Consider the following 23312-nt stretch of genomic DNA (forward strand, 5'->3'; position numbering starts at 1 on the left):
CCGAAGGGTAACGACGGGCGGCGGCGGAGGCTCCCGGGAGCCTCCGCCGCCGTGGATGTCATGACATCCAGTACGCCTCGATCTCTTCCATGAAGGACCAGCCGTGGGTCCCGCCCTCTTCGATCAGCGCGCGGATTCTCCGTGTGGCGACCGTGGGGAAGTCGAACTGCCGGATCTCACTTCCGTCGGTCATGTCAGGCGGCATCACCCAGTTGAGGATCGGGTTGTCCTGCCCGCTTCTCCCGACGACGTCGACCCACGTGGAGCTGTCGTCGCTCCAGTACTGGACCCGCGTTCTCCCGAGCGTGCGTCGGTCTGTGGGATAGCTCGAATACAACGCGGGGCCGCGGAGGACGATCCGGTTGAGCGATCTCGGCGAGCTCCACTTGATTCCGGCCCAGTCCGGCCAGCTGAACCCGGTGCCGTCCATCCAGTAGGTACGGCCGAGGTGGGTCTGACGTCTCCCGTCGTTCAGCTTGGCGATGGACGCGAGGCTGCTGTACTCCGACGATGCGATAGCTGTCCCCGCATTGGTGCCGAGCGCGAGGTTCTCGTTGCTGGGCGTAGCGCAGTCGGCCGCATACGCTTCGAGCTCGTCGAGCCAGGACCAGCCGTCGGTGGAGCCGTCCTCGATGACCGCGCGGATCTTGGTCGTCGTGACGGGAGCGATGTGAAACATGCGAGTCTCGGTGCCGTCGGCTCTGCCGATCGGGCCGGTCCAGTCGAGGATCGGGTTGCTCTGGCCGCTTCTGCCGACGACGTCGACCCATGTCGAGGTCGTTGCGTCCCAGTACTGGATGCGGGTTCTTCTGAGCGTGATCTCACCGGTCGGGAACCCGGCCTGGGCCAGCGGGATGCGCGCCACGACTCTGTTGATCGTCAGTGGCTGCGCCCAGGCGACCTGGACCCAGTCGGGCCACACGCCGTTGGTGTCGTCGTTCCAGTAGCCCTTCGTGGCTCCCGACTCGACCTGGCCGTTGTTCACGCCGGTGACGGGGTACAGGCCGCTCGAATGTGTGGATGAAGCGGAGGCGATCCCGTCCAGTCCTCTGTTCGAGCATTGAGACGCCGGCGGGTCGCAGCCACCGCGATCGTAGGCCTCGATCTCGTCGAGAGACGAGTAGCCACCGGTCAGGACCGTCGGACCCTCTTCGATCTGCACGCGGATTCTCGTGGTGGTGATCGACGCGAAGTCGAACTGCTTGATCTCCGCTCCGTCTTCAGCATGCGTCGGGCCGGTCCAGGCAAGGATCGGGTTGTCCTGACCGCTTCTCCCGACGATGTCGACCCACGTCGACGTGGCGTCGTCCCAGTACTGCACCCGCGTTCTGTCGAGTGTGCGTTCTGCGACCGTCTTGTTCGGGGTGAAGACCAGGCCGCGGACCACGATCTGGTCGAGTCTCGTCGGTGAGCTCCACTCGATCGCGGCCCAGTCCGGCCAGATGAAACGCGTGCCGTCGCTCCAGTGGCGGTCGATGGAGGTCTCACGTGTCCCGTTGTTGAGCGCGGTCGCAGGCCAGCCGCTGTACTCGGACGAGGCACTCGCAACCCCGCCATTCGCGACCAGCGCAAGGTTTCTGCATTCGGCCGCCATGCTCGGTGCGGCGTGCAAAAGCAGCACCGCGAAGGCGGCCAGGATGATCCGGCGCATGAAGCTCCCCCTGTTGGAGTCAGGCGCGCCTGTCTTGGCGCGTCGGCGCGATCGTAGCCAATCGCTTTGGACCCTTCCAGGGGGCGTCCAGAGGGCTCTGGACGTGCTAGCACGTTCAGACGCGACTCAACGCCGAGGCGATCGACGCGGGTCGGGTACACCCCTGCAATGACGAAGATCCCCACGCTCACGCTCAACGACGGCACCGAGATCCCGCAGCTCGGCTTCGGCGTCTTCCAGGTCCCGCCGCAGGAGACGGCGCAGGCGGTCGCGCAGGCGCTCGAAGCCGGCTACCGCCACATCGATACGGCCGCCGCGTATCGCAACGAGGAGGGCGTCGGCGAGGCGGTCGCAGCCTCCGGCATCCCGCGCGAGGCGCTGTTCGTCACGACGAAGCTGTGGAACGCCGACCAGGGCTACGACGAGGCGCTGCGGGCCTTCGACGCGAGCGCGAGACGGCTCCGCCTCGACGTCGTCGACCTCTACCTGATCCACTGGCCGACGCCGGCGCGCGACCGCTACGTCCCGAGCTGGAGAGCGTTCGAACGTCTGCAGGCCGACGGCCGCGTGCGCTCGATCGGCGTCTCGAACTTCCAGCCCGCGCACCTGCGCCGCCTCTTCGACGAGGGCGAGGTCGTCCCCGCGATCAACCAGGTCGAGCTGCATCCGTACCTCCAGCAGCCCGAGCTGCGCGCCTTCCACGCCGAGCACGAGATCGCGACCGAGGCGTGGAGCCCGCTCGCGCAGGGCGCGGTCCTCGACGACCCCGCGATCGTCGCGATCGCCCAGGCACACGGGAAGACGCCCGCGCAGGTCGTGCTGCGCTGGCACCTCCAGCTCGGCAACGTCGTGATCCCGAAGTCGGTCACGCCCGCCCGCATCGCCGAGAACCTCGACGTCTTCGACTTCGCGCTGAGCGACGAGCAGCTGGCCGCGATCGCGGCGCTGGACCGCGGCGAGCGGACCGGCCCGGACCCCGACACGATGGAGATCGCCTGAGCGCGGCGGCACCGGCGGCCTGAGCCGCTAGCGTTCCGCGCGCTCATGCGCGTCTGGATCGACCTCACCAACTCGCCGCACGTCGTCGTCATGCGGCCCGTGATCGAGCTGCTGCGCGCTGACGGCCACGAGGTCCACGTGACCGCGCGCGACTTCGCGCAGACGCTGCAGCTGTGCGAGCGCTTCGGGATCGACCACACCGCGATCGGCCACCACCGCGGCGGGAAGCTGTCCGCCAAGGGCCTCGGGCTCGCGCAGCGCTCCGGCGCGCTCGTCCGCTGGGCGCGCAGACGCGGCGGCCGCGCCGGCTTCGACCTCGCGCTCGGCCACGGCTCCAACGACGTGACCGTCGCCGCCGCGCTGCTGCGGATCCCCTGCTCGACGACGTTCGACTACGAGTGGGCGACCGTCCAGCACAACGTCAACTGCCGCCTTGCGCAGGCGGTCGTCGTCCCGGACGCGATCCCGCCGGAGCGCTTCGCGCGCTACGGCGCCGTCGGCAAGCTGCAGCGCTACCCGGGCCTGAAGGAGGAGTACTACCTCGCCGACTTCGAGCCCGACCCGGCGATCCTCGGCGAGCTCGGGCTCGACCCCGCCGAGCCGATCGTCGTCGTCCGCACGCCGCCGTCGGTCTCGCTCTACCACCGCTTCGAGCACGACACCTTCGGCGCCGTGCTGGAGCGGCTGCGCGAGCAGGGGACGCAGGCAGTCGTGCTGCCGCGTACGCCCGAGCAGCGCGAGCAGCTGCGCGAGGTCGGCGGCTTCATCCTGCCCGAGCGCGCGATCGACGCGCAGTCGCTGATCGCCTTCGCCGACCTGATGGTCTCCGCCGGCGGCACGATGAACCGCGAGGCGGTCGCGCTCGGCACCCCCGTCTTCACCAGCTTCGAGGGCAGACTCGGCGCGGTCGACGAGCGCCTGATCGGCGAGGGCCGTCTGCGCCGCCTGACCGACCCCGACGAGGTCGTCGTCGTCAAGCGCCCAGGCGCCGCCGACGGCTCCGCGCCGGACCGGATCCGGCGCGATCCGCGCGACTTCCTGCGCCTGCTCGCCGCCCCCGTCGGCGGGCTCTGAGCGGCCCGTCGCACCGCTGCTCGGGCGCCACGCGCAAGCGTCCTCTCGCGGCCCGGGTGCCCATATCCCTACAATCCCGCCGATGCGCCGGTGGTATCGCTCCGGAGCGATCCCGGTCCACCGCCACTCGCTGATCCAGCTCGTAGTGGACGGTGCGCTGGTCGCCCTCGCCTACGTGCTCGCCTTCCAGCTGCGGTTCGACAGCGGCATCCCGCGTCGCTACGAGCTGCTGCGCGACGACACGATCTGGTGGATCGTCCCCGTCTGTCTCGTCGTCTTCGTCCTCTTCGGCCTCTACCAGCGGCTGTGGACCTACGTCGGCCAGCGCGACTACGAGGCGGTCGTCAAGGCCGTGCTCGTCTCGGCGGTGCTCGTCGTCGGCGCGATCGCGCTGATCCACCCGGTCCAGGTCGAGACCCACAACGGCGTCTCGGTCGCGGTCGGCATGCCGACCGGCGTCGCGGCGATGTGGCTGCTGCTGATGGGCGTCTCGATGGCGGCGGTCCGCTTCGTCGTCCACCTCGCGTTCGAAGGCCGCAAGCGCGGCCTGAAGGTCGTCAAGGGCGCGCGCGACGTGCTCGTGATCGGCGGCGGCGACGGCGGCCGGCTGCTCGTCCGCGAGCTGGTCCGTAACCCGACCCTGCGGCTGCGGCCGGTCGGCTTCCTCGACGACGACCCGCGCAAGCGCGGCATGAAGGACGAGCACGGGCTGAAGGTGCTCGGCACGACCTCCGACGCCGACCTCGCGCGCGTGCTCGACAACGCCGAGCCGCACGAGGTGATCATCGCGATCCCGTCGGCCCCCGGCACGCTGCGCGCCCGCGTCGTGCGTGCCTGCCGCGACCGCGGCATCCCCGTCCGCACGCTGCCGACCGTCTTCGAGCTGCTGCAGAGCGAGTCCGGCGGCATGCAGGTGATGCGCCAGCTGCGCGAGCTGTCGATCGAGGACATCCTCGGCCGCGAGCCGGTGCGGATGGAGCTGGAGCGGGTCGGCGCCTACCTGACCGGCCAGGTCGTGCTCGTGACCGGCGCCGGTGGCTCGATCGGCAGCGAGCTGTGCCGCCAGATCGCGCGCGTCAACCCGCGCCGGATGGTGCTCGTCGACCACGCCGAGGACAACCTCTTCGAGATCCTGCGCGAGCTGGAGGACGAGCGCCACGTCCGCACCGCGATCCCCGTGCTGGCGGACTGCAAGGAGGAGGAGCGGATGCGCGAGGTGCTGACCGAGCACCGCCCCGCCGTCGTCTTCCACGCCGCCGCGTACAAGCACGTCGGGATGATGGAGCAGAACCCCGTCGAGGCTGTCCGCAACAACGCGCTCGCGACCCGGCTCGTCGCCCGCATCGCCGGCGAGGCCGGCGTCAGAACCTTCGTCCTCGTCTCGACCGACAAGGCCGTCAAGCCCGCGACCGTGATGGGCGCCTCGAAGGCGCTCGCGGAGTGGGCGGTCGAGGCGGCCGCGACGCGGCATCCCGGCACCCGCTACGCGACCGTCCGCTTCGGCAACGTGCTCGGCTCCTCCGGCTCGGTCGTGCCGATCTTCCGCCGCCAGATCGCCGCGGGCGGCCCGGTCACGATCACCGATCCGCGCATGCAGCGCTGGTTCATGACGATCCCGGAGGCGGTCCAGCTGATCATCCGCTCCGGCTCGCTGTCGGATCGCAGCGGCGACGTCTTCGTGCTGGAGATGGGCGAGCCGGTCAAGATCGTCGATCTCGCGCGCGACATGATCCGGCTCTCCGGCCTGGAGCCCGAGCAGGACATCGCTATCGAGGTGATCGGCCCGCGTCCGGGCGAGAAGTTCCACGAGGAGCTGTTCAACCCGTACGAGCGGCCGCAGCCGACGCCGGCCGAGAAGATCCTCCGCGCCGAGCGCGCGCGGCTCGACCAGGCGTGGGTCGAGGGGACGTTCGGCGAGATCAACCTGCTGGTGCTCGAAGGCGACGCCGCAGGGCTCGCCGCGAAGGTCGCCGAGCTCGCGGCGATGCGAACCGCTCCGGGGCCCCAGGTACCCTCGTGAGGTCACCGCGCGCCGCCGGGAACGGCGACATGCCCGCGAGCGGCGTCTACACTGCCCCGGCTCTCACATGCTGACGTACGCACTCTCCGTAAGAAACTTCGTCGAGGACATCGGCGCATACGCCGGCTTCGCGGCCGTCGTGGCGCTGGCGCTGTTCGCGCTGCTGCTGTTCGCCCAGGCCCGCGAGCTGAAGCGGCTGCGCGACTGGGGCGGCCAGGCGCACGACCGCATCGGCGAGCTGGAGCGCAGCGTCGCCGCCGCGCTCGACCTCGCGCGCCGCGCGCAGTCGCAGCAGCGCAGCCAGGCGCAGGGCACCGTCGCCCCGGCCGGACGCGAGGCCGTCCGCGGTCCCGTCGCGCGCGGCCGTGCCGCCGCCGGAGCCGCCGCGGCACCGGCAGCCGGCGGTCCGCCGCGTCAGGCCGGCGCTGGACAGCGCGCCGCCGTCGCCTCGACCTCGGCACCCGTGCGTCCGCAGCTGCTGCCGTCGGCGCCGGTCGGCGTCGGCGGGCCCGCGCTGGCCTCCGCGACCGTCCTGATCCCGCTGCCGGGCGCACCGGGCTCCCCCGGTGGTCCGCCCGCGCCCGTCCAGCCGCAGCACAGCGGTCCCGGCGGCCCCGGGCCGCGCCCGGTCACGCAGCCCGCCGTCGCGGCGTCGGTCGCCGGCCAGCGCGGCCGCGCGGTCCCCGCCGCCGGCGCGGGCGCTCCTGCGTCCGCCGGCGCGCGCGTGCGCGACGCAGGCGCCGCACCGCCGCCGAGCGGCTCCAACGGCCACCACGACGATGACATCTCGGAGGAGTACGAGCAGCTGCCGCCGCGGCGCGTGCCCCCGCCCCCGCCGCCGCGTCGCGGCGCCGGTCCGAGCACCCGCCCGCGCCCCGGCGGCCGGCCGCAGCCGGCCGCGCCGCTGCGCGCCGGAGCAGCCGGCGGCGGCGCCTCGCGCGCCGTGCCGCCGTCCGATCCTGCACCGCACGGTCGTCGCCGGCTGATCGCGATGATCGCCGGCGTCGTCGCGCTGGTCGCGGTCGCCGCGGTCGCGTTCGTCGTCCTCACCGGCGGTGACGACGAGAGAAGACCCGTCCGCGTCCAGGCGCCCGTCGGCAACGGCAGAGCCCAGGGCAGATCGACCAGACAGCAGACGAGAACGACGCCCGCCCCGCCGCACGACCAGACGACCGTCGCGGTCCTCAACGGCACCGCGACGGGCGGCCTCGCGAGCACGGTCATGACGGAGCTGACCGGCGCGGGCTTCAGAGAGGGCACCGTCACGAACGCGTCGGACCCGAATCGCTCGGTCACCGTGGTCTCCTTCAGAGCCGGCAAGGAGCGCGAGGCGCAGGAGGTCGCGAGAACGCTGAGACTGTCCGCCGACGCCGTCCAGGAGATCGACGCGGGCACCGAGGCGATCGCGTGCGCGAACACGACGCCATGCACGGTCGACGTCGTCGTGACCGTCGGCGCCGATCGCCAGCCGACGCAATAGCCGGCCCACCCGCCCGACGCGCGCGATGACGCCTCCGTTCCTCGACCTCCCGCAGCGCGGCGGGAAGCCGCGGCAGCGCGGTCTCACGCACGTGATCGACAGAGGGCTGTCGCTCGCCGAGGTCGACGGCATGCTCGAGGTCGCGGGTGACGCGGTCGACATCGTCAAGCTCGGCTGGGGGACCGCCGTCGTGACGCAGAACCTCGGCGTGAAGCTCGCGCGCTACCGCGAGCACGACATCCCGGTCGTGCTCGGCGGCACGCTCACCGAGCTGGCGATCTCGCAGCGCAGAGTCGACGAGCTGGTCGGCTGGCTGCGCGAGCTGGGGATCGGCCACGTCGAGATCTCCGACGGCACGATCACGCTGCCGCACAGCGAGAAGCTCGCGCTGATCGAGCGGCTCGCGGGCGAGTTCACCGTCCTCTCCGAGGTCGGCTCCAAGGACGACACGCGGATCATGGCGCCGTACGTGTGGGTGGAGCAGATCGAGCGTGAGCTGGAGGCCGGCGCCTGGAAGGTGATCGCCGAGGCCCGCGAGTCCGGCACTGCCGGCATCTACCGCGCCGACGGCGAGGTGCGGATGGGGCTGATCGACGAGATCGCGCACGCGATCGCGCCGGAGCGGCTGCTGTTCGAGGCACCGCAGAAGGAGCAGCAGGTCTGGTTCGTGCAGCGCTTCGGGCTCGACGTCAACCTCGGCAACATCGCGCCGCAGGACGTCCTGTCGCTGGAGACGCTGCGACTCGGGCTGCGCTCGGACACGGTGCCGCCCGCGCAGCCGGACGAGCGCCCGGCCGCCCCGGAGCGCACCCAGCGGTGACGCGCGCCGCACGCATCGTCTTCGGGCTGCTCGTGCTGGCGACGCTCGGCGCCTTCGTCGTCGGTCAGAAGCTCAAGAGCACACCGCCGCTGATCGTGCGGCCGCTCGTCGACGTCGTCTTCTCGCCGGTCGCGAACGATCCCGGCAAGGATCGCCGCGCGAAGATCTCGTTCTGGCTCGTCCGCGGCGACGACATCACCGTCTCGATCGTCAACGACGAGGGCCGGATCGTGCGCACGCTCGCGGACGGCGTCGCGGTCCCCAAGAAGGTCCGCAAGACGTGGTGGTGGGACGGCCGCACCGAGGACGGCGGACGCGCCCCGGACGGCTACTACAGAGTGCGCGTCGCGCTGATCCACCAGGGCCGCACGGTCGAGCTGCCCGACGTCGAGATCGCGCTCGACACGAAGCCGCCGAAGCCGCGCGTCGTCTCCGTCGAGCCGGAGGGCGACAGCGGGCCGGCGTTCCTGCCGCAGAGAGGCGTCGACGCCGTCACGGTCGCGATCAGAGGGACGGAGGGCCGCAAGGCGCGGCTGCAGGTCTGGCGCACCGATGTGACGCCCGCGCGGATCGTCGACGAGGTCGACATCCCCGGGCGGCAGGCGAGCGCCGAGTGGGACGGCACGGTCGACGGCAGACCGGCGCCGGCCGGCACCTACCTGATGGGCCTGCTGGTCGCCGATCGCGCCGGCAACCGCGGCACCTTCCCCGCGCAGGTCCCGCCGAGATCGGGCGACGTGCCCGGACGGGCCGGCGTGACCGTCCGCTACCTCGCCGCCGCGCCGTCGTTCACACCGGTCCGCGCCGGCGCCTCGACGACCGTCTTCGTCGACGCGCGCAGACGCAGATACAGCTGGGCGCTGCGGCGCTGGGGCGACCCGAGAGTGCTCGCGCGCGGCAGAGGCCGCGACGTTCGCCTGCGCGTCAGAACGCCGCGCGGGCAGGCGGGGCTGCACGTGCTGAGCATCGCGACGGCCGACCACCGCACGCAGGTGCCGATCGTCGTGCGCGCGAGAGTGCCGCGGCGGGTGCTCGTCGTGCTGCCGTCGCTGACGTGGGAAGGACTCAACGCGGTCGACGACGACGGCGACGGAATGCCGAACACGCTCGACGGCGCCGGCCGCGACGCCTCCGCCCGGCTCGGACGCCCGCTCGCGAAGGGGATGCCCACGTCGATCCCGGCGCAGGAGGGCGCGCTGCTGCGCTTCCTCGACGACAACCTGCTGCGCTACGACCTGACGACCGACGCCGCGCTCGCCGCCGGCACCGGTCCGTCGCTCGGCGACTACGCCGGCGCGGTCTTCGCCGGCGACTCGCGCTGGATCACGCCGCAGCTGCGCAGAGCGCTGCGCCGACGCGTGCAGGACGGCGGGCGGATCTGGTCGCTCGGAACGGACGCGCTGCGCCGCAGCGTGCGGCTGCGCGACGGGCTGCTGACGCAGCCGTCGACCCCCGCGCCGACGGACGCGCTCGGTGCGCGCCCTGTCGTGCCGCTGGTCGAGTCGCCGGCGCCGGTCACGCTCACGACCTCGCTCAACGGGCCGATCTTCGATCAGACGGGCGGCTCGTTCGCCGGCTACGACAGCTACGAGACGCTCGCGTCGGTGATCCCCGAGGCGGAGCTGTCCGCCGCCGCCGGCCCGGACGCCGACACGAACGTGATCGCCTCGTGGCAGCTCGGCGACGGCACCGCGATCCACACGGGCCTGCCGCAGCTGGCGAGCAAGGCGGCCGACGACGAGCTCGACGCCGCCGCGCTCGTGCGCTCGATCTGGTCGGTCGTCGGCGCGCCGTGACGCGCGCTAGTTGACCGACGGGTCGAGCGGCATCCGCGCGACCAGCGCGAAGGCGCCGCCCTTGCGCGTCAGCACGTCGCCCCACAGCTCTTCGGCGTCCTCGCTGAAGAGCTCCTGCGGCAGCGGCGGCTCGACGATCCAGTCCTCGCGCTCCAGCTCCTCGTCGAGCTGGCCGGGACCCCAGCCAGCGTGGCCGGCGAAGACACGCAGCTGCCTCGTCGCGTCGCGTGAGGTGGCGAAGTCCGCCTCGGCCGAGAGGAAGCCGACGTCGTCGCGCACCAGCAGGCCCGCGGCGGCCGGCTCCTCGAATGCCGCCAGCACGATCACGGCGGACGGCTGCACCGGCCCGCCGATGTAGATCGGCTCCTCCGCCTCGACCAGCTCCTCCAGCTCCGGCGCGCTCTCGGCGACGGTCGTCGTCGCCGGCCGGTTCAGCACGAGCCCCATCGCCCCGTCCTCGTTGTGCTCGGCGATCAGCACGACGGTGCGCGCGAAGTTCGGGTCCTGCAGCGCCGGGGACGCCAGCAGCAGCTTGCCCTTCAGCGAATCGTCCACCCCACCATTCTGGCGCACCGGTCGAGCGGGCCGGGGTCAGCGTGGACGACTAGGCCACGCCCCGCGCGAACTGCCCGTGGAAGCTGAACGGGATGTGGTGGGGGACGGCAGCGCGTGCCCGCTCCGTGAACGTCGCGGCGTCGAGCACGAGCAGGAAGCTCGTGCCGGCGGCGCCGTCGAGCACGACCGAGAGGCAGACGCCGTCGTCCTCGGAGCTGCGGCCGGGCGCGCCGACGAAGACCGGCTCGCCGGGGAAGCAGCCCTCCTCGCTCCAGGTCGTCGCGGCGCCGTCGCCGGCGTCGATCTTCACGAGCTGGTCGATGAAGCCGTGCGCGGGCGCGCCGGCTCTGCGGGCAGCGCCGTAGACCCAGCGGTACGGCCGTCCGTTGACGGCCCCGTAGTCGATCCGCGGCAGCTCCAGCGGCGTCTCCGAACGCCGCTCCAGCGTCACGCCGCCGCCGGCGAGGTCGACGGTGCAGCGCGTCAGGTAGGCGTCCGGTACGGCGCCGGCCGTGCCCGAGCGCAGGCGGTCGAGGAACAGCGATCTGACGATCGCCGCGTCGTCGTAGGCGCACAGGTCGAGCACGAGCCGCTGCTCGCCGTCGTCGAACGCGTTGACGTGGTGGAAGGCGAAGAACGGCGGCGCTCTGTAGCGCCCGCGGAGGCTGCCGTCGCGGCGGTCGATCACGGTGAACGTCGTGCCGCGCTGCGGCTCCCACTCGAAGCTCTCCATGAACGGCCCAGTGCCGAGCACGAGCCGCAGCGGCTTGACGACGAGCGGGAACTCGACGAGCGCGACGTAGCGCTCGCTCAGCCCGAAGCTGTGCATGTAGGCGACCGGCTTCGCCGCGACCTCCGCGATCGTCCGCGGCGGGGCGTCGACCGCCGCGAGCCCGTAGACGCGGTACGTCGGCTTCGGGCCGAAGCGCGTCACGTAGTTGATCGCCTCGCCGGTCGCGGCGTCGCCGTGTGGGTGGGCGGTCGTGACGTGGCCCGGCGGCTTGTACGCGATCCCGAGCGTGGCGAGCGTTACGGGGTCGAACTCGACCGGCATCGGCGTCTCGGTCATCGCGACGAAGCGGTCGCCGAGCCGCGCGACGTTGACGTTGCAGTTGTCGGTGATCTTCGGCTGGAACAGCGACTGCACGCGGCCGAAGATCGAGCGACACGGGTCAGTCGCGAACTCGCCGTAGACCTGTCTGCCCTCCGCCTCGGCGCTGCGTCGCGCGCGCGACTGCAGGAAGCGGTTCGCGTACGCGACCTCGCCGGATCCGAACGTGAAGCGGTGGAGCATCGCGAGCCCGTCGAACCAGTGGTTCAACGAGCGGCCGCCGATCTCGAACTGCGCCGGACCGGTCCGCAGCAGCGACCCCTCCAGCCACTCCGGCAGCGCGCCGTCCAGCTGCAGCCGGTCGAGCGTCACCTCGCGGTCGAGCGTCGTGAAGCCCTGCGCGTAGCCGGTTTCCGTCGTATCGGTCGCCATCGACCGACCCTACTCCTTGAACTCCGCCACACCCAGCAGTTCAAGCCGCTCCCACAGCGGCGCGTTGCGATCGAAGGCGTCCACGCCGGCCGCATCGCCGAGGCCGGCGGCGTCGTCGGGGTCGAACGCCAGCGACGCCTGCGCCGTCGCCTCGGCGACCACCTCCGCCCGCCACAGCTGCGCGCCCTCGAAGCGCAGCTGGAGTCCCTGCGCGAGCGGCAGCTGCAGCGCCTCGTAGACGATCACGACGCGGACCGGGCCCGGCAGCCTCACGCGCTTGGCCTGCCGCACGCCGATCCCGAACGCGAGCGAGCCCGGCAGCCGCCCGATCCGGCTCCACGACAGCGGCGGCGGTTCGAGCGCCAGCACGCGCGGCGCGCGCAGCAGGTCGCGGGCGTGCTCGGCGTGGGTGAACCGCTCCAGCGGGACGGGCAGCAGCAACAGCGCGAGCGGGGCGTCGGAGGGGGCGGCCATGGCGCCCCGGGGACGCTAGCGAGTACCGTCCCCCGCCGTGCAGAGCTTGATCAAGCGCCTCCTCACGACGACCGCGGCCTACCAGGTCGGCGACCTCGTCTCGAAGGTCTTCGCCGTCGCGCTGCTGCCGGTCTACACCCGCCACGTCAGCGAGGCCGACTACGGCGTCGCCGAGCTGATGATGACCGGCATCGTCCTGTTCAGCATCCTCGTGCGGCTCGGGATCGGCGAGGCGTTCGTCCGCTACCACTACACCGACGAGGACCAGGAGCGCCGCGACGCGCTCGCCCGCCGCTCGGTCGGCTTCCTGCTCGTCGCCACGACGCTGCTCGCGATCCCGCTCGCGCTGTTCGCGGGGCCGCTGTCGGAGCTGGTGCTCGGCTTCCGCGACGTCGGGGTCTTCCGCGTCGCGGTGCTCGGCCTGTGGGCGTTCACGAACCTGGAGCTGGCGTACGCGCTGCTGCGCGTCGACGAGCGCGCGAAGGCGTACGCGCTCACGACGCTGGCGAACGTGCTGATGACGATCTCGCTGACCGTCTACCTCGTCGTCGCGCGCGACGAGGGCGCGTTCGGCCTGCTGCTCGGCAACTACGGCGCCTCGACGGTGATCCTGCTCGCGCTCTGGTGGACGCTGCGCGCGCGCTTGCTGCCGCGTCGCGGCGGCGCCGACCACCCGCGCCTGCACTCGCTGCGCGACCTGCTGCGGTTCGGCTTCCCGACCGTCCCGGCCGACGCGTCGGTCTACGCGCTCAACCTCGTCGACCGCTATTTCCTGTTCCACAAGTACGGCGCCGCGACGGCCGGCGTCTACTCGCTCGCGGTCAAGCTCGCCGGCACCGTCGCGTTCGTCGTGCGCGCCTTCCAGTACTCGTGGCCGCCGCTCGCTTACTCGATCAAGGACGACAGAGAGGCGGCGCGCTTCTACGCGTTCATCGCGACGTACTACCTGCTGCTGACCGGCTGGGCGGTCGCCGGCCTGCTGCTGCTCGGCCGCTGGATGACGAGACTGCTGGCCGCGCCCGACTTCTACGAGGCGCACGTGGCGATCCCGTGGCTGGCGCTCGGCTGGGCGCTGTACGGCCTCTTCGTGATCTTCGTCGTGATCGCCGGCCGCGCGGAGGTCACCACGCGCAACTTCCCCGCCGCCGCCGTCGGGCTGGCCGTCAACGTCGTGCTCGTGGTCGTCCTGACGCCGCCATTCGGGATCGCCGGCGCGGGCCTCGCGCTGACCGGCGCGTACCTCGCGATGCTGACCGTCATGCGGCTGCTCACGCGGCGTCTCTTCCACGTCGCGTTCGAGTGGGCGCGGATCGCGCAGATCGCGCTCGTGATCGGCGGCGTCGCGGCCGCTGGCGAGCTGCTGCTGCCGACCGACGGCCTCGCCGGCTTCGTCGAGCGCGCGGCGATCTTCGCCGTGCTGCCGCTGCTGTTGATCCCGCTGCGCTTCTACCGCCCCGAGGAGCGCGCGCTGGTGCGCTCGATGCTGGCGCCGCTGGCGAGACTGCGCCGCGGCGGCCGCGCCGCCTAGAGCCGCGGGCCGCCGCGGTTGTAGTCCGCCGCCGCCTCGCGCAGGCCCTCACCGCGGTCGGGGTGCAGCGTCGCCCGCACGTGCTGCCAGTAGCGCGCGGGATCGTGGTGCGGGAGCACGTACGCGGCGAGCGCGCGCAGCGCGTACGTCCACGCCGTCAGCCAGCGCACAAGCAGCGTCGAGACGACCGAGTGGTGCTTGCGCATGTAGCGCTCGCGGTTGCGCGACAGCTCCACGATCCGCCGCTTCGGCACGTTGCCGGTCGACAGCTGCTCGTGGTGGATCGCCTCCGCCCGCGGCACGTAGAGGTTCTTCCAGCCGGCGTCGTGCAGGCGCTTGCAGAAGTCGACCTCGTCGGAGTAGACGAAGAACGCCGGGTCCATCCAGCCGATCCGCGCCGCCGCCTCACGCCGCACGAGCAGCGCGGCGGACTGCGCCCAGTCGACCTCGCGGACCTCGTCGCCGCGGCTCTGCACCGTCATCGACTTGTGCATCCCGACGGCGGCCCAGAAGGCGGTCGCCGGCGTCGGGAAGCGCCACGCCGACGGGTACTGGCTGCCGTCGGGGCGCAGCAGCTTCGCGCCCGCGGTCGCGGCCTTCTCGGTCGTGTCGAGCGCGTCGTGGAGCGCTCTCGTGGCGCCCGGCATCAGCTCGGAGTCCTCGTTCAGCAGCAGGCAGTAGCGGCCGCGGGCGCGCTGCATCAGCGTGCTGTCGTTCTCCGCCTTACCGCGCCGCTGCTCGCGTCTGATCAGCTCCGTCGTCACGGGATGCGCACGCGCCATCCCGACCGAGCCGTCGCGCGAGGCGTTGTCGAGCACGAGCACCTCGGTCGCGAACGGCAGCATGCGCTGCTCGGCTGCGATCGCGTCGAGGCAGCGCTCGAGCAGCGCGCGCTGCTCGGTGTTGACGATGCAGTAGGAGACCTCGATGCTCATGCGTGGTGGGGGATGATGCCGGGATGTCCTCGTCGTCGCTGCGGATTGCCCTCGTCGACCCGTCGGCTTTCACGCCGCCGTACGACCATGCGCTCTGTGCCGCCCTCGCGCGTGCCGGCGCTGACGTGGAGCTGGTGACGAGCCGCTTCGCCTATGGGGCGGTGCCACGCGGCCAGGGGTACGCCGTCACGGAGTCGTTCTATCGGATCGCGCCCGGCGCCGCCGGCTCGCGGCTGCGGATGGCGGCCAAGTTGGCGCAACACGTGCCGGACATGCTGCGCCTCAGACGGCACCTGCGGGCCTCGCGCGCGGACGTCGCGCACTTCCAGTGGCTGACGGTCCAACCGCTCGACGTCCACCTGCTGCCGCGCAGGCTGCCGGTCGTCCTGACCGCCCACGACGTGCTTCCGCGCGAGCCGCGCCCGGGCCAGCTCGACGCGCAGCGGCGGCTGTACGAGCGGGTCGACGCGATCGTCGTCCACTCCGAGCATGGGGCCGCGCGGCTGCGCGGGGAGCTGCGCGTCGACCCGGCGAAGGTGCACGTGATCCCGCACGGCGCGCTCGACCAGTTCGTGCCGGCCGGCGGTCCGTCGGCCGCGCCGCCGCGCCCGCTCCCGCCCGAGCTGGCGGCGGTCGGGCGCGAGAAGCCCGTCGTGCTCTGCTTCGGACTGCTGCGCCCGTACAAGGGCGTCGACGTGCTGCTGGAGGCGTGGCGCGGGATCGACGACGCCGAGCTGTGGGTCGTCGGCCTTCCGAAGATGGACGTCGCGCCGCTGCACGCGCTCGCGCCGCCGAACGTCCGCTTCGTCTCGCGCTTCGTCGCCGACGATGAGATCGCCGCCTTCTTCGACCGCGCCGACCTCGTCGTGCTGCCCTACCGCGAGATCGACCAGTCGGGCGTGCTGTTCACCGCGCTCGCGTTCGGCAAGCCGCTGCTGCTCAGCTCCGTCGGCGGCTTCCCCGAGGTCGCCGCCACCGGCGCCGCCGCGCTCGTCCCGCCCGGCGACGCCCCCGCCCTCCACACCGCCCTGCGCGACCTGCTCGCCGACCCCGCCGCCCGTACCCGCCTCGGCGCCGCTGCGCGTGCTGCGGCAGATGGCCCCTACTCGTGGGACGGCATCGCGCAGCAGACGCTGGCGCTTTACGAGTCGCTGCAGTAGCCGCTCGGGGGGACACCGGAGCGCTCGGTCCGACACAATCCCCGCGGTGCCCGTCGTGAAGCTCCTCTTCTGGGTCTGCGCCGCGCTCGTCGTCTACGCGCAGGCCGGCTACGGTCTGCTGCTCGCGCTGCTGGCGCGGGTGCTGCCGGCGCGCGCGGCCCGCACCGGCGCGCCGGTCGACGGCGGCGACGAGGCGCTGCCGGCGGTCTCGGTGATCGTCGCGGCCTACCAGGAGGAGTCGGTGATCGCCGACAAGGTCGCGAACCTGAAGGCGCTCGACTACCCCGCCGATCGGCTCCAGGTCGTCGTCGCCTGCGACGGCTCGCCGGACGCGACGCCGCAGCGGGCCCGTGACGCCGGCGCCGACCTCGTGCTGGAGCTGCCACGCGGCGGCAAGATCCGTGCGCAGGACGCAGGCGTGCGCGCCGCGAGCGGACGGATCGTCGCGTTCTCGGACGCGAACGCCTTCTGGGAGCCGGATGCGCTGCGGCGGCTCGTCGCGCCGTTCGCGGGCGCGCCGGAGGTCGGTTACGTCTGCGGGCAGGTCAGCTTCGTCAACGACGGCGGGACGAACCAGGAAGGGCTCTACTGGCGCTACGAGATGGCGCTGCGCGGGCTCGAGTCGCGGCTCGCCTCGGTCACGGGCGGCAACGGAGCGATCTATGCCACGCGGCGCGAGTCCTACATCGAGGTCGACCCGATCATGGGCCACGACCTCTCGTTCCCGTTCAACATGGTCAAGCGCGGCTGGCGTGCGCTCTACGCCGCCGACGCCCGCGCGACGGAGAAGATGGTCCCCAGCATCGAGGGCGAGTTCGCCCGCAAGCGGCGGATGATGACCCACGGCTGGCCGATCGTCCTGCGCGGCGGGATGCTGAAGCCCGACGGCTACGGCCCGCTCTACGGCCTGATGGTCTTCTCCCACCGCCTGCTGCGCTACGCGACGCCGTTCCTGCACCTGGCCGTGCTCTCGACCAGCCTCGTGCTCGCCCGCCGCGGCCGCCCCTACGCGGCCGCGCTCGCGCTCCAGGCGCTGATCCTGCTCGCCGCCGCGCTGGCGAAGGCGATCCCCGCGCGCCCGTTCCTCGTCGCGCGCTACTACGTCCTCACGACCGGCGCGCTCGCCGCCGGCCTCTACGACGTCCTGCGCGAGCCGACCGAGGCCGGTTGGGAACCGCCGGAGGGCACGCGGTGAGCGGTCGCGCCGCCACGCCCGGCGCCGCCGATCGCGCCGCACGACGCGCGCTCGACCTGCTGCTCGGCGGGATCGGGACGATCGCCGGCGCGCCGCTCGTCGCGCTCGCCGCGGCGCTGATCCGGCTCGAGTCGCCCGGCCACCCGATCTACAAACAGCGCCGCGTCGGCAGGGACGGCAGAGCGTTCGAGATCTACAAGCTGCGGACGATGGTCAGAGGCGCGGAGTTCACCGGCGCGGGGCTCGCGATCCAGGAGGGCGACGACCGCATCACGCGGATGGGCAAGCTGCTGCGCCGCACGTCGCTCGACGAGCTGCCGAACTTGTGGAACGTCGTCCGCGGCGAGATGTCGATCGTCGGCCCGCGTCCGACCGTGCAGGTGCAGGTCGACCAGTACACCGAGCGCCAGCTCGGCCGCCTGCAGGTCAAGCCGGGCATCACCGGCTGGGCGCAGATCAACGGCCGCGCGTCGCTGCCGTGGAGCGAGCGGATCGAGCTGGACCTCTGGTACGTCGAGCACCAGTCGCTCAAGCTCGACCTGAGGATCCTCTCGCGCACCTGGCGACTCGTCGTCAAGGGCGACGGCCTCTACAAGGGAGAGACGGGCGGATGGCGGACATGAACGGCAGAGCGGTACTGCTGACCGGCGTCGGCAAGCGCTACGACATCGTCTCCTGCTTCGCGGCGCACACGACCGTGATCGCCGCCGACCCGAGTCCGCTCGCACCGGCCCAGTACGCCGCGACGCACCGGTTCGCGCCGCCGCGGATCGACGACTCCGGCTACGTCCCCGCGCTCGCGGAGGTGTGCGCGAGATACGACGTCGGCGCCGTGATACCGCTGACCGACCTCGACATCGAGGTGCTCGCGCAGGCGCGCGCCGACGGGATCCTGCCCGCGTTCGTGCCCGACCCCGAGATCGCCCGCGCGACGTACGACAAGTACGAGGCGCACCTGCTGCTGGAGTCGCACGGGCTGCCGTCGCCGCCGACGGTCCTGCCCGGCGAGCAGCCGGAGTCCTACCCGGTGATGGTGAAGCCGCGCCAGGGCTCCGGCGCGCGCTCGATCCATCTCGCGCACGACGCCGAGGAGGCGGCCTTCTTCGTCAGATACGTGAAGGAGCCGACGATGGTGCAGCGCGCGATGGACGGCCCGGAGTTCTCGATCGACCTGCTGTCCGACCTCGACGGCCGCTGCCTCAACGCGATCCCGCGCACGATGCTGGAGTCGCGCGGCGGCGAGTCGATCAAGGGCACCGTGATCGCGGACAGAGAGCTGATCGACCTCGGCGTCAACGTCGTCGAGACGCTCGGCGTGCGCGGACCCTGCACCGTCCAGGCGTTCCGCGACCGGGAGATCGGCCTCGGCATCACGGACGTCAACACGCGCTTCGGCGGCGCCTTCCCCGGCCCCACGTACGCGACGCTCGCGGCCGGCCGCACCTATCCGGAGCTGATCGCGCGGATGGCGAACGGCGAGCGGATCGCGCCGCACGTCGGCGAGTTCGACGCCGGCCGCACCTTCACCCGCTACTACTGGCAGCTCGAGCTGGACGCCGAGATGCAGCCGACCGGCCGCGAGCTGGTCCCCGGCGGCGCGCCGCCGCCGCGTTGAGCGGGCCGGCCGGTCGCGCCTATCGCGCTCTTCTCGCCCGCCGCACGCTCGCCGTCCGTACCGGCGCGGCGCCGGCCGCGTTCGCGGCGTCGGCGGCGGTCGTGACGAGGAAGCGGTGGACGCCTGGCGCGGCGAGCACAAGCGTCGTCTCGTAGCTGCCGGCGTCGGTCGCGAGCGACAGCCGGCGGACACGTCTCCAGGCGCCGCGTCTCGTCTGGCGCTCGACGACGACCGTCACACGTTCCTTCGCCGGCGTGCTCGCGCCGCGCAGCGTCACCGTTCTGCCGGGTCGCAGCAGCTGCGGCGAGACCCGCGCGGTCACACCCGCCGCGACCTCGACCCGCACGCCGGGCGATGCGACGCCGCGCGCGTCGGAGACGACGCGGTAGGTGCCGTTGACGGTGACCGGGAGCGAGGCCGACCAGACGCCGTCGACCCGCGTGCGCAGCTCGTCGAGGTCGGACCAGTCCTCGCCCGTGCGCTGCTGCAACGTCAACGGCGCGCCGACGGGCCGCTGTCCGCCCGCGAGCGCGAGCCGGCCGGTCAACGCCGCGGGTCCGCCCTGGCTGAGCACGCCGCCGACGGGCGAGTTCGTCAGCAGGTCGGCCGCGATCTCATGCTGGTTGGCCGTCTGTCCGCGCAGGCGCGGCAGCAGCGCGTAGAACGCGCCGCCGGGGCAGTCGGTGTGGTCGGCGTCGCGGTGGCCGGCGATTCGCTGGAAGGCCACACGCGTGCCGCTGCTCCAGCGGTTCTCGGCGCCGCCCGGCGAGATCTCGCCGATCGTGCCCTGCGCCGGCACGCCGGCGAGCTGCAGCTTCCACGCGAGCACCTGCGTGAGCGCGTCCTGTGCGGCCTGCGGCGGGCGCGAGCCGGTGAAGCTGCCGATCACCGCGACGCCGGTCGAGAGGCTGTTCCAGCCGCCGGCGTGGGCGCCGATCACGGGCTGCTCGACGCCGCCGACGCGGCCCTCGTAGACGGTCCCGAAGCGGTCGACGAGCAGGTTGTAGCCGATGTCGAGCCAGCCGTTGCCGTTGCGGTGGAAGCGACAGATTCCGAGCACGACCTCCGGCGCCTGCGCACGGCTGTAGCTCGTCAGCGACTCGGTGTGGTGGACGACGGAGAAGTCGACGCGGCCGTAGCGCGGCGGGGTCCGCGGCGCGCACGAGCCGGTCGGGTCCCATTGCGAGCGCGGCACGATCGCCGGTGCGTCGACTGACGCCTTCGCCGGCCGTGGCGGCGCCGTCGCACCGCTCCGTTCGACCGCGACGAAGTGGGCGCGCAGGCCCGCCGGCAGCGCCGTGTCGTGCGCTCCGCGCAGCTGGTAGCGCTGCGCCCGCCCGGTCCACAGCGGTCCGGTCACCGTCTCGCCGCGCCGCGACCCGGCGGCGACGTCCTCCGCGTGCGGCAGCTCCTGCCAGCGGCTCCAGCGCCCGTCGGCGCGCTGCACGCGCGCTTCGACGTGCGCCTCGCCGCCGCGCCAGCGCAGCCCGAGCAGGTCGAACGGCCGCGGCGCGGCGATCGCCGGCGTGGCGGTGGGCCCGTCGCCCGACGCGGCGAAGGCGGCGGTGGGCGGCAGCGGCTGTTCGAAGTCGACCGCGCCGCCGGAGGCGACGGAGGCGACGGCTGGGGCGCTCGCCGCGAGCGCGAACAGCGCGGCGAGCAGGACGGATCGGAGCATGTGAACCACAACACGGTCCCATCCGCCCCGTTGCGGACGCGCACGATCTCGTGCAGCGACGCGGCGGCTCGCCGCTCGCCGCCGCTCAGGCGGTCGCGCGCGGCCGTGCGCGAGACCGCGGCGCCCGCCGTCTCGCCGCTCTGCGCGGCCGCCAGCACTCGTCGAGGAAGTCGCCGATCTCGCCCGTCAGCCGCTCGGGGTGCGTGCGCAGCTCGAGGATCGAGTCGGCGTTCAGCAGCCGCCCGTGCTCCAGCTCCTGCACGAGCATGTCTGCGTCGGAGAACGGGTGGATCGGATCGCGCCGGTGGCCGATCACCAGCGACGGCGTCTTGAACGTCCGCCGCACGTCGCGGTGCGGGGCGATGCGACCGAAGAACAGTCCCTGCAGCACGGCAGCGCTCGGGCCCGGGTCCTGCGAGACCCAATCGAGCAGGATCTCCGGGATGAACGGAAGGGGGCTGCGCGGCACCCGCTTGGCGACGTGCTGGACGAGCTTCATCGCCGGCTCGCCGAACGTCAGCGACACGAGCAGCGGGGTGAAGCCGATCGCGCAGCCGAGCAGCGCGTTGTCGAGCACGGGCATCTCCAGCACCATCCCGCGCAGCCGCTCGGGCGCGGCGGCGGCGACCTCCAGCGTCACGTTGGCGCCGAGCGACGCTCCGCCGACGACCGCCTGCTCGAGCTCCAGGTGGTCGAGCAGGCCGATCACCTGGCCGCCGAACGACGACATCGAGTAGCGCCACATGTCGCGCGGACGGTCCGATCTGCCGTGGCCGAGCGGGTCCATCGTGATCACGCGGTTGCCGCGTGCCGCGAGCGCCTCCGCCAGCGGCTCCTGCATCCGCTGCGAGAACAGCAGCCCCGGCAGCAGGACGACGGCGCGCGGCCCCGCGCCGTGCTCGGCGTAGGCGATTCGCTGGCCGTCGTGCTCGAAGAACGCCATCGTTCCCCGAGGCTACCCCGCCGCCGGTGCTTTCGTCCCGGCCGCGACGAAGCCGAGCAGCGCGGCGAAGAAGCCGCCGGCGGCGTGGGCGCGGTCGAGCTCGTCCCACCACGCGATCAGCTCCTCGGGTGTGAACAGCCCGGCGGCGAGCGCCTCGTCGAGGTGGCTGGAGACGAGCCAGCCGAAGAAGTCGTAGGGGATCGCGACGCCGTGCGGGACGGTCGAGACCGACGTGAAGCCGGCTTCGTTCAGCAGCCGCGGCAGCGCCCGCCCGACGGAGCCGTTGCGGATCGCGTCGGCGTAGCTGCGGACGATCCGGCGCGTCAGCTCGCGGTCGGCCCCCTCGATCACGAGCGCGTCCCAGTCGAAGTCGAAGACGACGATCCGGCCGCCGTCGCGCAGCACGCGCGCGCTCTCGCGCAGCACGGTCGCGGGCTCGCCGTCGACGTGCATCAGCAGCCGCTCGATCCGCACGCGGTCGAACGTCGCGTCCGGCAGGTCGAGCGCGAGCGCGTCGCCGACCTGGAACTCGACCGGCAGGTTGCGGCCGTGTGAGCGCCGCGCCGCCTCCTCGACCATCGACGGCGCCTCGTCGATCCCGAGCACCCGCCCGGCGCTGCCGACGCGCCGGCCGAACGCGCGCACGTCGTCGCCGGCGCCGCAGCCCAGCTCCAGCACGTGCATTCCCCGCCGCAGCGCCAGCAGCTCGAGCATCACCGGCTTCAGTGCGCGGATTCCGCGCAGCGCGTTGCCGGCGTCGAGGAAGCGGATCGCGAAGCCGGGGTCCGGGGCGGGCGCCTCGCGCAGATCGGTCTCGCCGGTCACGCTCACGTGCTGCCCAGCCACTCGACGATCAGCCGCCCGACGAGCGGGCCCTGGTCCTCCTGCAGGAAGTGGCTTGCGTCCGGCACGACGTGGGCGACCTCCGCGCCGATCGCCTGCGCGAACCGCTCGCCGGTTCTGAGCGGGATGATCGGATCGTGCTCTGCCCACAGCACGAGCGTCGGGCGTGTGTCGGCGGCGAGCGCGTCGAGCGTCCGCTGGCCGGTCGCCGCGCCGGCCTCATCGGGCGTGCGCGGGATCAGCAGCGGGAAGGCGCGTGCACCGGCCTTCGAGGCGGCGTCGGGGAACGGCGCGTCGTACGCCGCGACGACGGCGTCTCCGGGGTCGCGGTGGCAGCCGCCTCTGACGAGCATCCCGATCGGCAGGTCCTCGGTCGCCTCGACGAAGCCGCGGAACGCCTCCCACGCCGGTGTCATCCGCTGGCGGCCGGTGAACAGCCCGGTGTCGGTCACGACGATCCGCGCGATCCGTTCCGGCTGCTCGACGGCGAGCCGCAGCCCGATCGGCCCGCCCCAGTCGTGCACGACGACCGTCACGTCGCGCAGGTCGAGCCGTTCGAGCAGCTCCGCCGCGATCGAGGTGTGGCGGTCGTAGCTGTACCACTCCAGTTCCGTCGGCTTGTCCGAGCGACCGAAGCCGGCGTGGTCGGGGACGATCGCGCGGTAACCGGCGTCGCGCAGCGGCGCGACCGCGTGACGCCACAGGAACGACCAGGTCGGCTCGCCGTGCATCAGCAGCACCGGCGGCCCGTCGCCCTCGTCGAGGTGCGCGAGCCGGAGGCCGTCCAGCTCGCGGTAGTGGGCTTCGAACGGAAAGTCCGGCAGCCCGGCGAACCGGTCCTCCGGCGTCCGCACGACGGTACGAGCTCCCAGACTCACGACTCTCTCAGCGTCCCCAGTTCGCCTGCCGAACCAAGCAGGCTAGCCGCCGCGCGGCCGCCCGCGCGCCGGTCGCGCCTGCGCACGGTTTCGAAATCGCCCTGCGCGGGGCAGCCCGCGTGGATAACCTGCGCGATCGGGCGCTCCATGTCACGGCGCTCGTTCCCGTCCGCCGCGAACCACGG

21 protein-coding genes are annotated in these 23312 nt (G+C 72.7%); 11 read left to right on the forward strand and 10 right to left on the reverse strand.

Annotation, left to right across the window (positions count from 1 at the left end):
• Positions 1-58: 58 nt before the first annotated feature.
• Entirely contained in the window at positions 59-1651 is a 1593-nt protein-coding gene (locus CWOE_RS00425; protein WP_012931572.1) for a hypothetical protein, read from the reverse strand.
• Positions 1652-1819: 168 nt separating this feature from the next.
• Between CWOE_RS00425 and CWOE_RS00430 the strand changes: the two genes are divergently transcribed.
• The 6 genes from CWOE_RS00430 (at position 1820) to CWOE_RS00455 (ending at position 9840) form a co-directional block, all read left to right on the forward strand.
• The gene (locus tag CWOE_RS00430; RefSeq protein WP_012931573.1) at positions 1820-2650 is read left to right on the forward strand and encodes an aldo/keto reductase; all 831 of its coding nucleotides are present in this window, start codon (positions 1820-1822) and stop codon (positions 2648-2650) included.
• A gap of 45 nt (positions 2651-2695) precedes the next feature.
• A complete protein-coding gene (locus CWOE_RS00435) occupies positions 2696-3724 on the forward strand; it encodes a DUF354 domain-containing protein (protein ID WP_012931574.1) in 1029 nt (342 codons plus the stop codon).
• 82 nt (positions 3725-3806) lie between these two features.
• The gene (locus tag CWOE_RS00440) at positions 3807-5744 is read left to right on the forward strand and encodes a polysaccharide biosynthesis protein (RefSeq protein ID WP_012931575.1); all 1938 of its coding nucleotides are present in this window, start codon (positions 3807-3809) and stop codon (positions 5742-5744) included.
• A gap of 67 nt (positions 5745-5811) precedes the next feature.
• Positions 5812-7224 carry a LytR C-terminal domain-containing protein gene (locus CWOE_RS00445; RefSeq protein ID WP_012931576.1) on the forward strand — a complete coding sequence of 471 codons (1413 nt, stop codon included), beginning with the start codon at positions 5812-5814 and terminating at the stop codon, positions 7222-7224.
• 25 nt (positions 7225-7249) lie between these two features.
• Positions 7250-8044, forward strand: coding sequence for a phosphosulfolactate synthase (locus tag CWOE_RS00450; protein WP_012931577.1), 795 nt, complete (start codon positions 7250-7252; stop codon positions 8042-8044).
• Positions 8041-9840 (forward strand): N,N-dimethylformamidase beta subunit family domain-containing protein, encoded by a 1800-nt coding sequence (locus tag CWOE_RS00455; RefSeq protein WP_012931578.1) that lies wholly within the window; start codon positions 8041-8043, stop codon positions 9838-9840. The genes CWOE_RS00450 and CWOE_RS00455 overlap by 4 nt, the downstream gene beginning before the upstream one ends.
• Positions 9841-9846: 6 nt before the next feature.
• Here the strand turns inward: CWOE_RS00455 and CWOE_RS00460 are convergent, their stop codons facing one another.
• The 3 genes from CWOE_RS00460 to CWOE_RS00470 are packed head-to-tail and all read right to left on the reverse strand — an operon-like array spanning position 9847 to position 12352.
• A complete protein-coding gene (locus CWOE_RS00460; RefSeq protein ID WP_012931579.1) occupies positions 9847-10395 on the reverse strand; it encodes a YqgE/AlgH family protein in 549 nt (182 codons plus the stop codon).
• A gap of 49 nt (positions 10396-10444) precedes the next feature.
• On the reverse strand, positions 10445-11878 hold the full coding sequence (locus tag CWOE_RS00465; protein ID WP_012931580.1) for a carotenoid oxygenase family protein: 1434 nt from the start codon (positions 11876-11878) through the stop codon (positions 10445-10447).
• 9 nt (positions 11879-11887) lie between these two features.
• Positions 11888-12352 (reverse strand): hypothetical protein, encoded by a 465-nt coding sequence (locus tag CWOE_RS00470; protein ID WP_012931581.1) that lies wholly within the window; start codon positions 12350-12352, stop codon positions 11888-11890.
• A gap of 37 nt (positions 12353-12389) precedes the next feature.
• Between CWOE_RS00470 and CWOE_RS00475 the strand changes: the two genes are divergently transcribed.
• The gene (locus tag CWOE_RS00475; RefSeq protein WP_012931582.1) at positions 12390-13880 is read left to right on the forward strand and encodes a lipopolysaccharide biosynthesis protein; all 1491 of its coding nucleotides are present in this window, start codon (positions 12390-12392) and stop codon (positions 13878-13880) included.
• Here the strand turns inward: CWOE_RS00475 and CWOE_RS00480 are convergent.
• Positions 13877-14815: a glycosyltransferase gene (locus tag CWOE_RS00480; protein ID WP_012931583.1), complete on the reverse strand. Its 939-nt coding sequence runs from the start codon at positions 14813-14815 to the stop codon at positions 13877-13879. The genes CWOE_RS00475 and CWOE_RS00480 overlap by 4 nt on opposite strands.
• A 23-nt stretch (positions 14816-14838) precedes the next feature.
• Between CWOE_RS00480 and CWOE_RS00485 the strand changes: the two genes are divergently transcribed.
• The 4 genes from CWOE_RS00485 to CWOE_RS29945 are packed head-to-tail and all read left to right on the forward strand — an operon-like array spanning position 14839 to position 18785.
• On the forward strand, positions 14839-15975 hold the full coding sequence (locus CWOE_RS00485) for a glycosyltransferase family 4 protein (protein ID WP_012931584.1): 1137 nt from the start codon (positions 14839-14841) through the stop codon (positions 15973-15975).
• Between the two features lie 46 nt (positions 15976-16021).
• A complete protein-coding gene (locus CWOE_RS00490) occupies positions 16022-17170 on the forward strand; it encodes a glycosyltransferase (protein WP_012931585.1) in 1149 nt (382 codons plus the stop codon).
• Complete coding sequence (locus tag CWOE_RS00495) at positions 17167-17793, forward strand: sugar transferase (protein WP_012931586.1); 627 nt, start codon at positions 17167-17169, stop codon at positions 17791-17793. Before CWOE_RS00490 ends, CWOE_RS00495 begins: the two co-directional genes overlap by 4 nt.
• Complete coding sequence (locus CWOE_RS29945; protein ID WP_012931587.1) at positions 17781-18785, forward strand: ATP-grasp domain-containing protein; 1005 nt, start codon at positions 17781-17783, stop codon at positions 18783-18785. The genes CWOE_RS00495 and CWOE_RS29945 overlap by 13 nt, the downstream gene beginning before the upstream one ends.
• A gap of 19 nt (positions 18786-18804) precedes the next feature.
• Here CWOE_RS29945 and CWOE_RS29950 read toward each other — a convergent pair whose 3' ends face one another.
• The 5 genes from CWOE_RS29950 to CWOE_RS33225 all read right to left on the reverse strand — a co-directional run bounded on the left by CWOE_RS29950 (position 18805) and on the right by CWOE_RS33225 (position 23276).
• On the reverse strand, positions 18805-20463 hold the full coding sequence (locus CWOE_RS29950; protein ID WP_012931588.1) for an N-acetylmuramoyl-L-alanine amidase: 1659 nt from the start codon (positions 20461-20463) through the stop codon (positions 18805-18807).
• 85 nt (positions 20464-20548) lie between these two features.
• On the reverse strand, positions 20549-21406 hold the full coding sequence (locus CWOE_RS00510) for an alpha/beta fold hydrolase (protein ID WP_012931589.1): 858 nt from the start codon (positions 21404-21406) through the stop codon (positions 20549-20551).
• Between the two features lie 12 nt (positions 21407-21418).
• Positions 21419-22237 carry a methyltransferase domain-containing protein gene (locus tag CWOE_RS00515; RefSeq protein WP_012931590.1) on the reverse strand — a complete coding sequence of 273 codons (819 nt, stop codon included), beginning with the start codon at positions 22235-22237 and terminating at the stop codon, positions 21419-21421.
• Entirely contained in the window at positions 22234-23127 is an 894-nt protein-coding gene (locus tag CWOE_RS00520; protein WP_236262204.1) for a haloalkane dehalogenase, read from the reverse strand. The genes CWOE_RS00515 and CWOE_RS00520 overlap by 4 nt, the downstream gene beginning before the upstream one ends.
• Positions 23124-23276 carry a hypothetical protein gene (locus CWOE_RS33225; protein ID WP_160165462.1) on the reverse strand — a complete coding sequence of 51 codons (153 nt, stop codon included), beginning with the start codon at positions 23274-23276 and terminating at the stop codon, positions 23124-23126. The genes CWOE_RS00520 and CWOE_RS33225 overlap by 4 nt, the downstream gene beginning before the upstream one ends.
• Positions 23277-23312 lie beyond the last annotated feature (36 nt).

This window comes from Conexibacter woesei DSM 14684, from assembly GCF_000025265.1.
Lineage (GTDB): Bacteria > Actinomycetota > Thermoleophilia > Solirubrobacterales > Solirubrobacteraceae > Conexibacter > Conexibacter woesei.

What these genes read in the sequence shown, in the direction of transcription:
- CWOE_RS00425 (WP_012931572.1), bottom strand. Translation starts at nt 1,651, where the DNA reads ATGCGCCGGATCATCCTGGCCGCCTTCGCGGTGCTGCTTTTGCACGCC.
- CWOE_RS00430 (WP_012931573.1), top strand. Translation starts at nt 1,820, where the DNA reads ATGACGAAGATCCCCACGCTCACGCTCAACGACGGCACCGAGATCCCG.
- CWOE_RS00435 (WP_012931574.1), top strand. Translation starts at nt 2,696, where the DNA reads ATGCGCGTCTGGATCGACCTCACCAACTCGCCGCACGTCGTCGTCATG.
- CWOE_RS00440 (WP_012931575.1), top strand. Translation starts at nt 3,807, where the DNA reads ATGCGCCGGTGGTATCGCTCCGGAGCGATCCCGGTCCACCGCCACTCG.
- CWOE_RS00445 (WP_012931576.1), top strand. Translation starts at nt 5,812, where the DNA reads ATGCTGACGTACGCACTCTCCGTAAGAAACTTCGTCGAGGACATCGGC.
- CWOE_RS00450 (WP_012931577.1), top strand. Translation starts at nt 7,250, where the DNA reads ATGACGCCTCCGTTCCTCGACCTCCCGCAGCGCGGCGGGAAGCCGCGG.
- CWOE_RS00465 (WP_012931580.1), bottom strand. Translation starts at nt 11,878, where the DNA reads ATGGCGACCGATACGACGGAAACCGGCTACGCGCAGGGCTTCACGACG.
- CWOE_RS00470 (WP_012931581.1), bottom strand. Translation starts at nt 12,352, where the DNA reads ATGGCCGCCCCCTCCGACGCCCCGCTCGCGCTGTTGCTGCTGCCCGTC.
- CWOE_RS00480 (WP_012931583.1), bottom strand. Translation starts at nt 14,815, where the DNA reads ATGAGCATCGAGGTCTCCTACTGCATCGTCAACACCGAGCAGCGCGCG.
- CWOE_RS00485 (WP_012931584.1), top strand. Translation starts at nt 14,839, where the DNA reads ATGTCCTCGTCGTCGCTGCGGATTGCCCTCGTCGACCCGTCGGCTTTC.
- CWOE_RS29945 (WP_012931587.1), top strand. Translation starts at nt 17,781, where the DNA reads ATGGCGGACATGAACGGCAGAGCGGTACTGCTGACCGGCGTCGGCAAG.
- CWOE_RS29950 (WP_012931588.1), bottom strand. Translation starts at nt 20,463, where the DNA reads ATGCTCCGATCCGTCCTGCTCGCCGCGCTGTTCGCGCTCGCGGCGAGC.
- CWOE_RS00510 (WP_012931589.1), bottom strand. Translation starts at nt 21,406, where the DNA reads ATGGCGTTCTTCGAGCACGACGGCCAGCGAATCGCCTACGCCGAGCAC.
- CWOE_RS33225 (WP_160165462.1), bottom strand. Translation starts at nt 23,276, where the DNA reads ATGGAGCGCCCGATCGCGCAGGTTATCCACGCGGGCTGCCCCGCGCAG.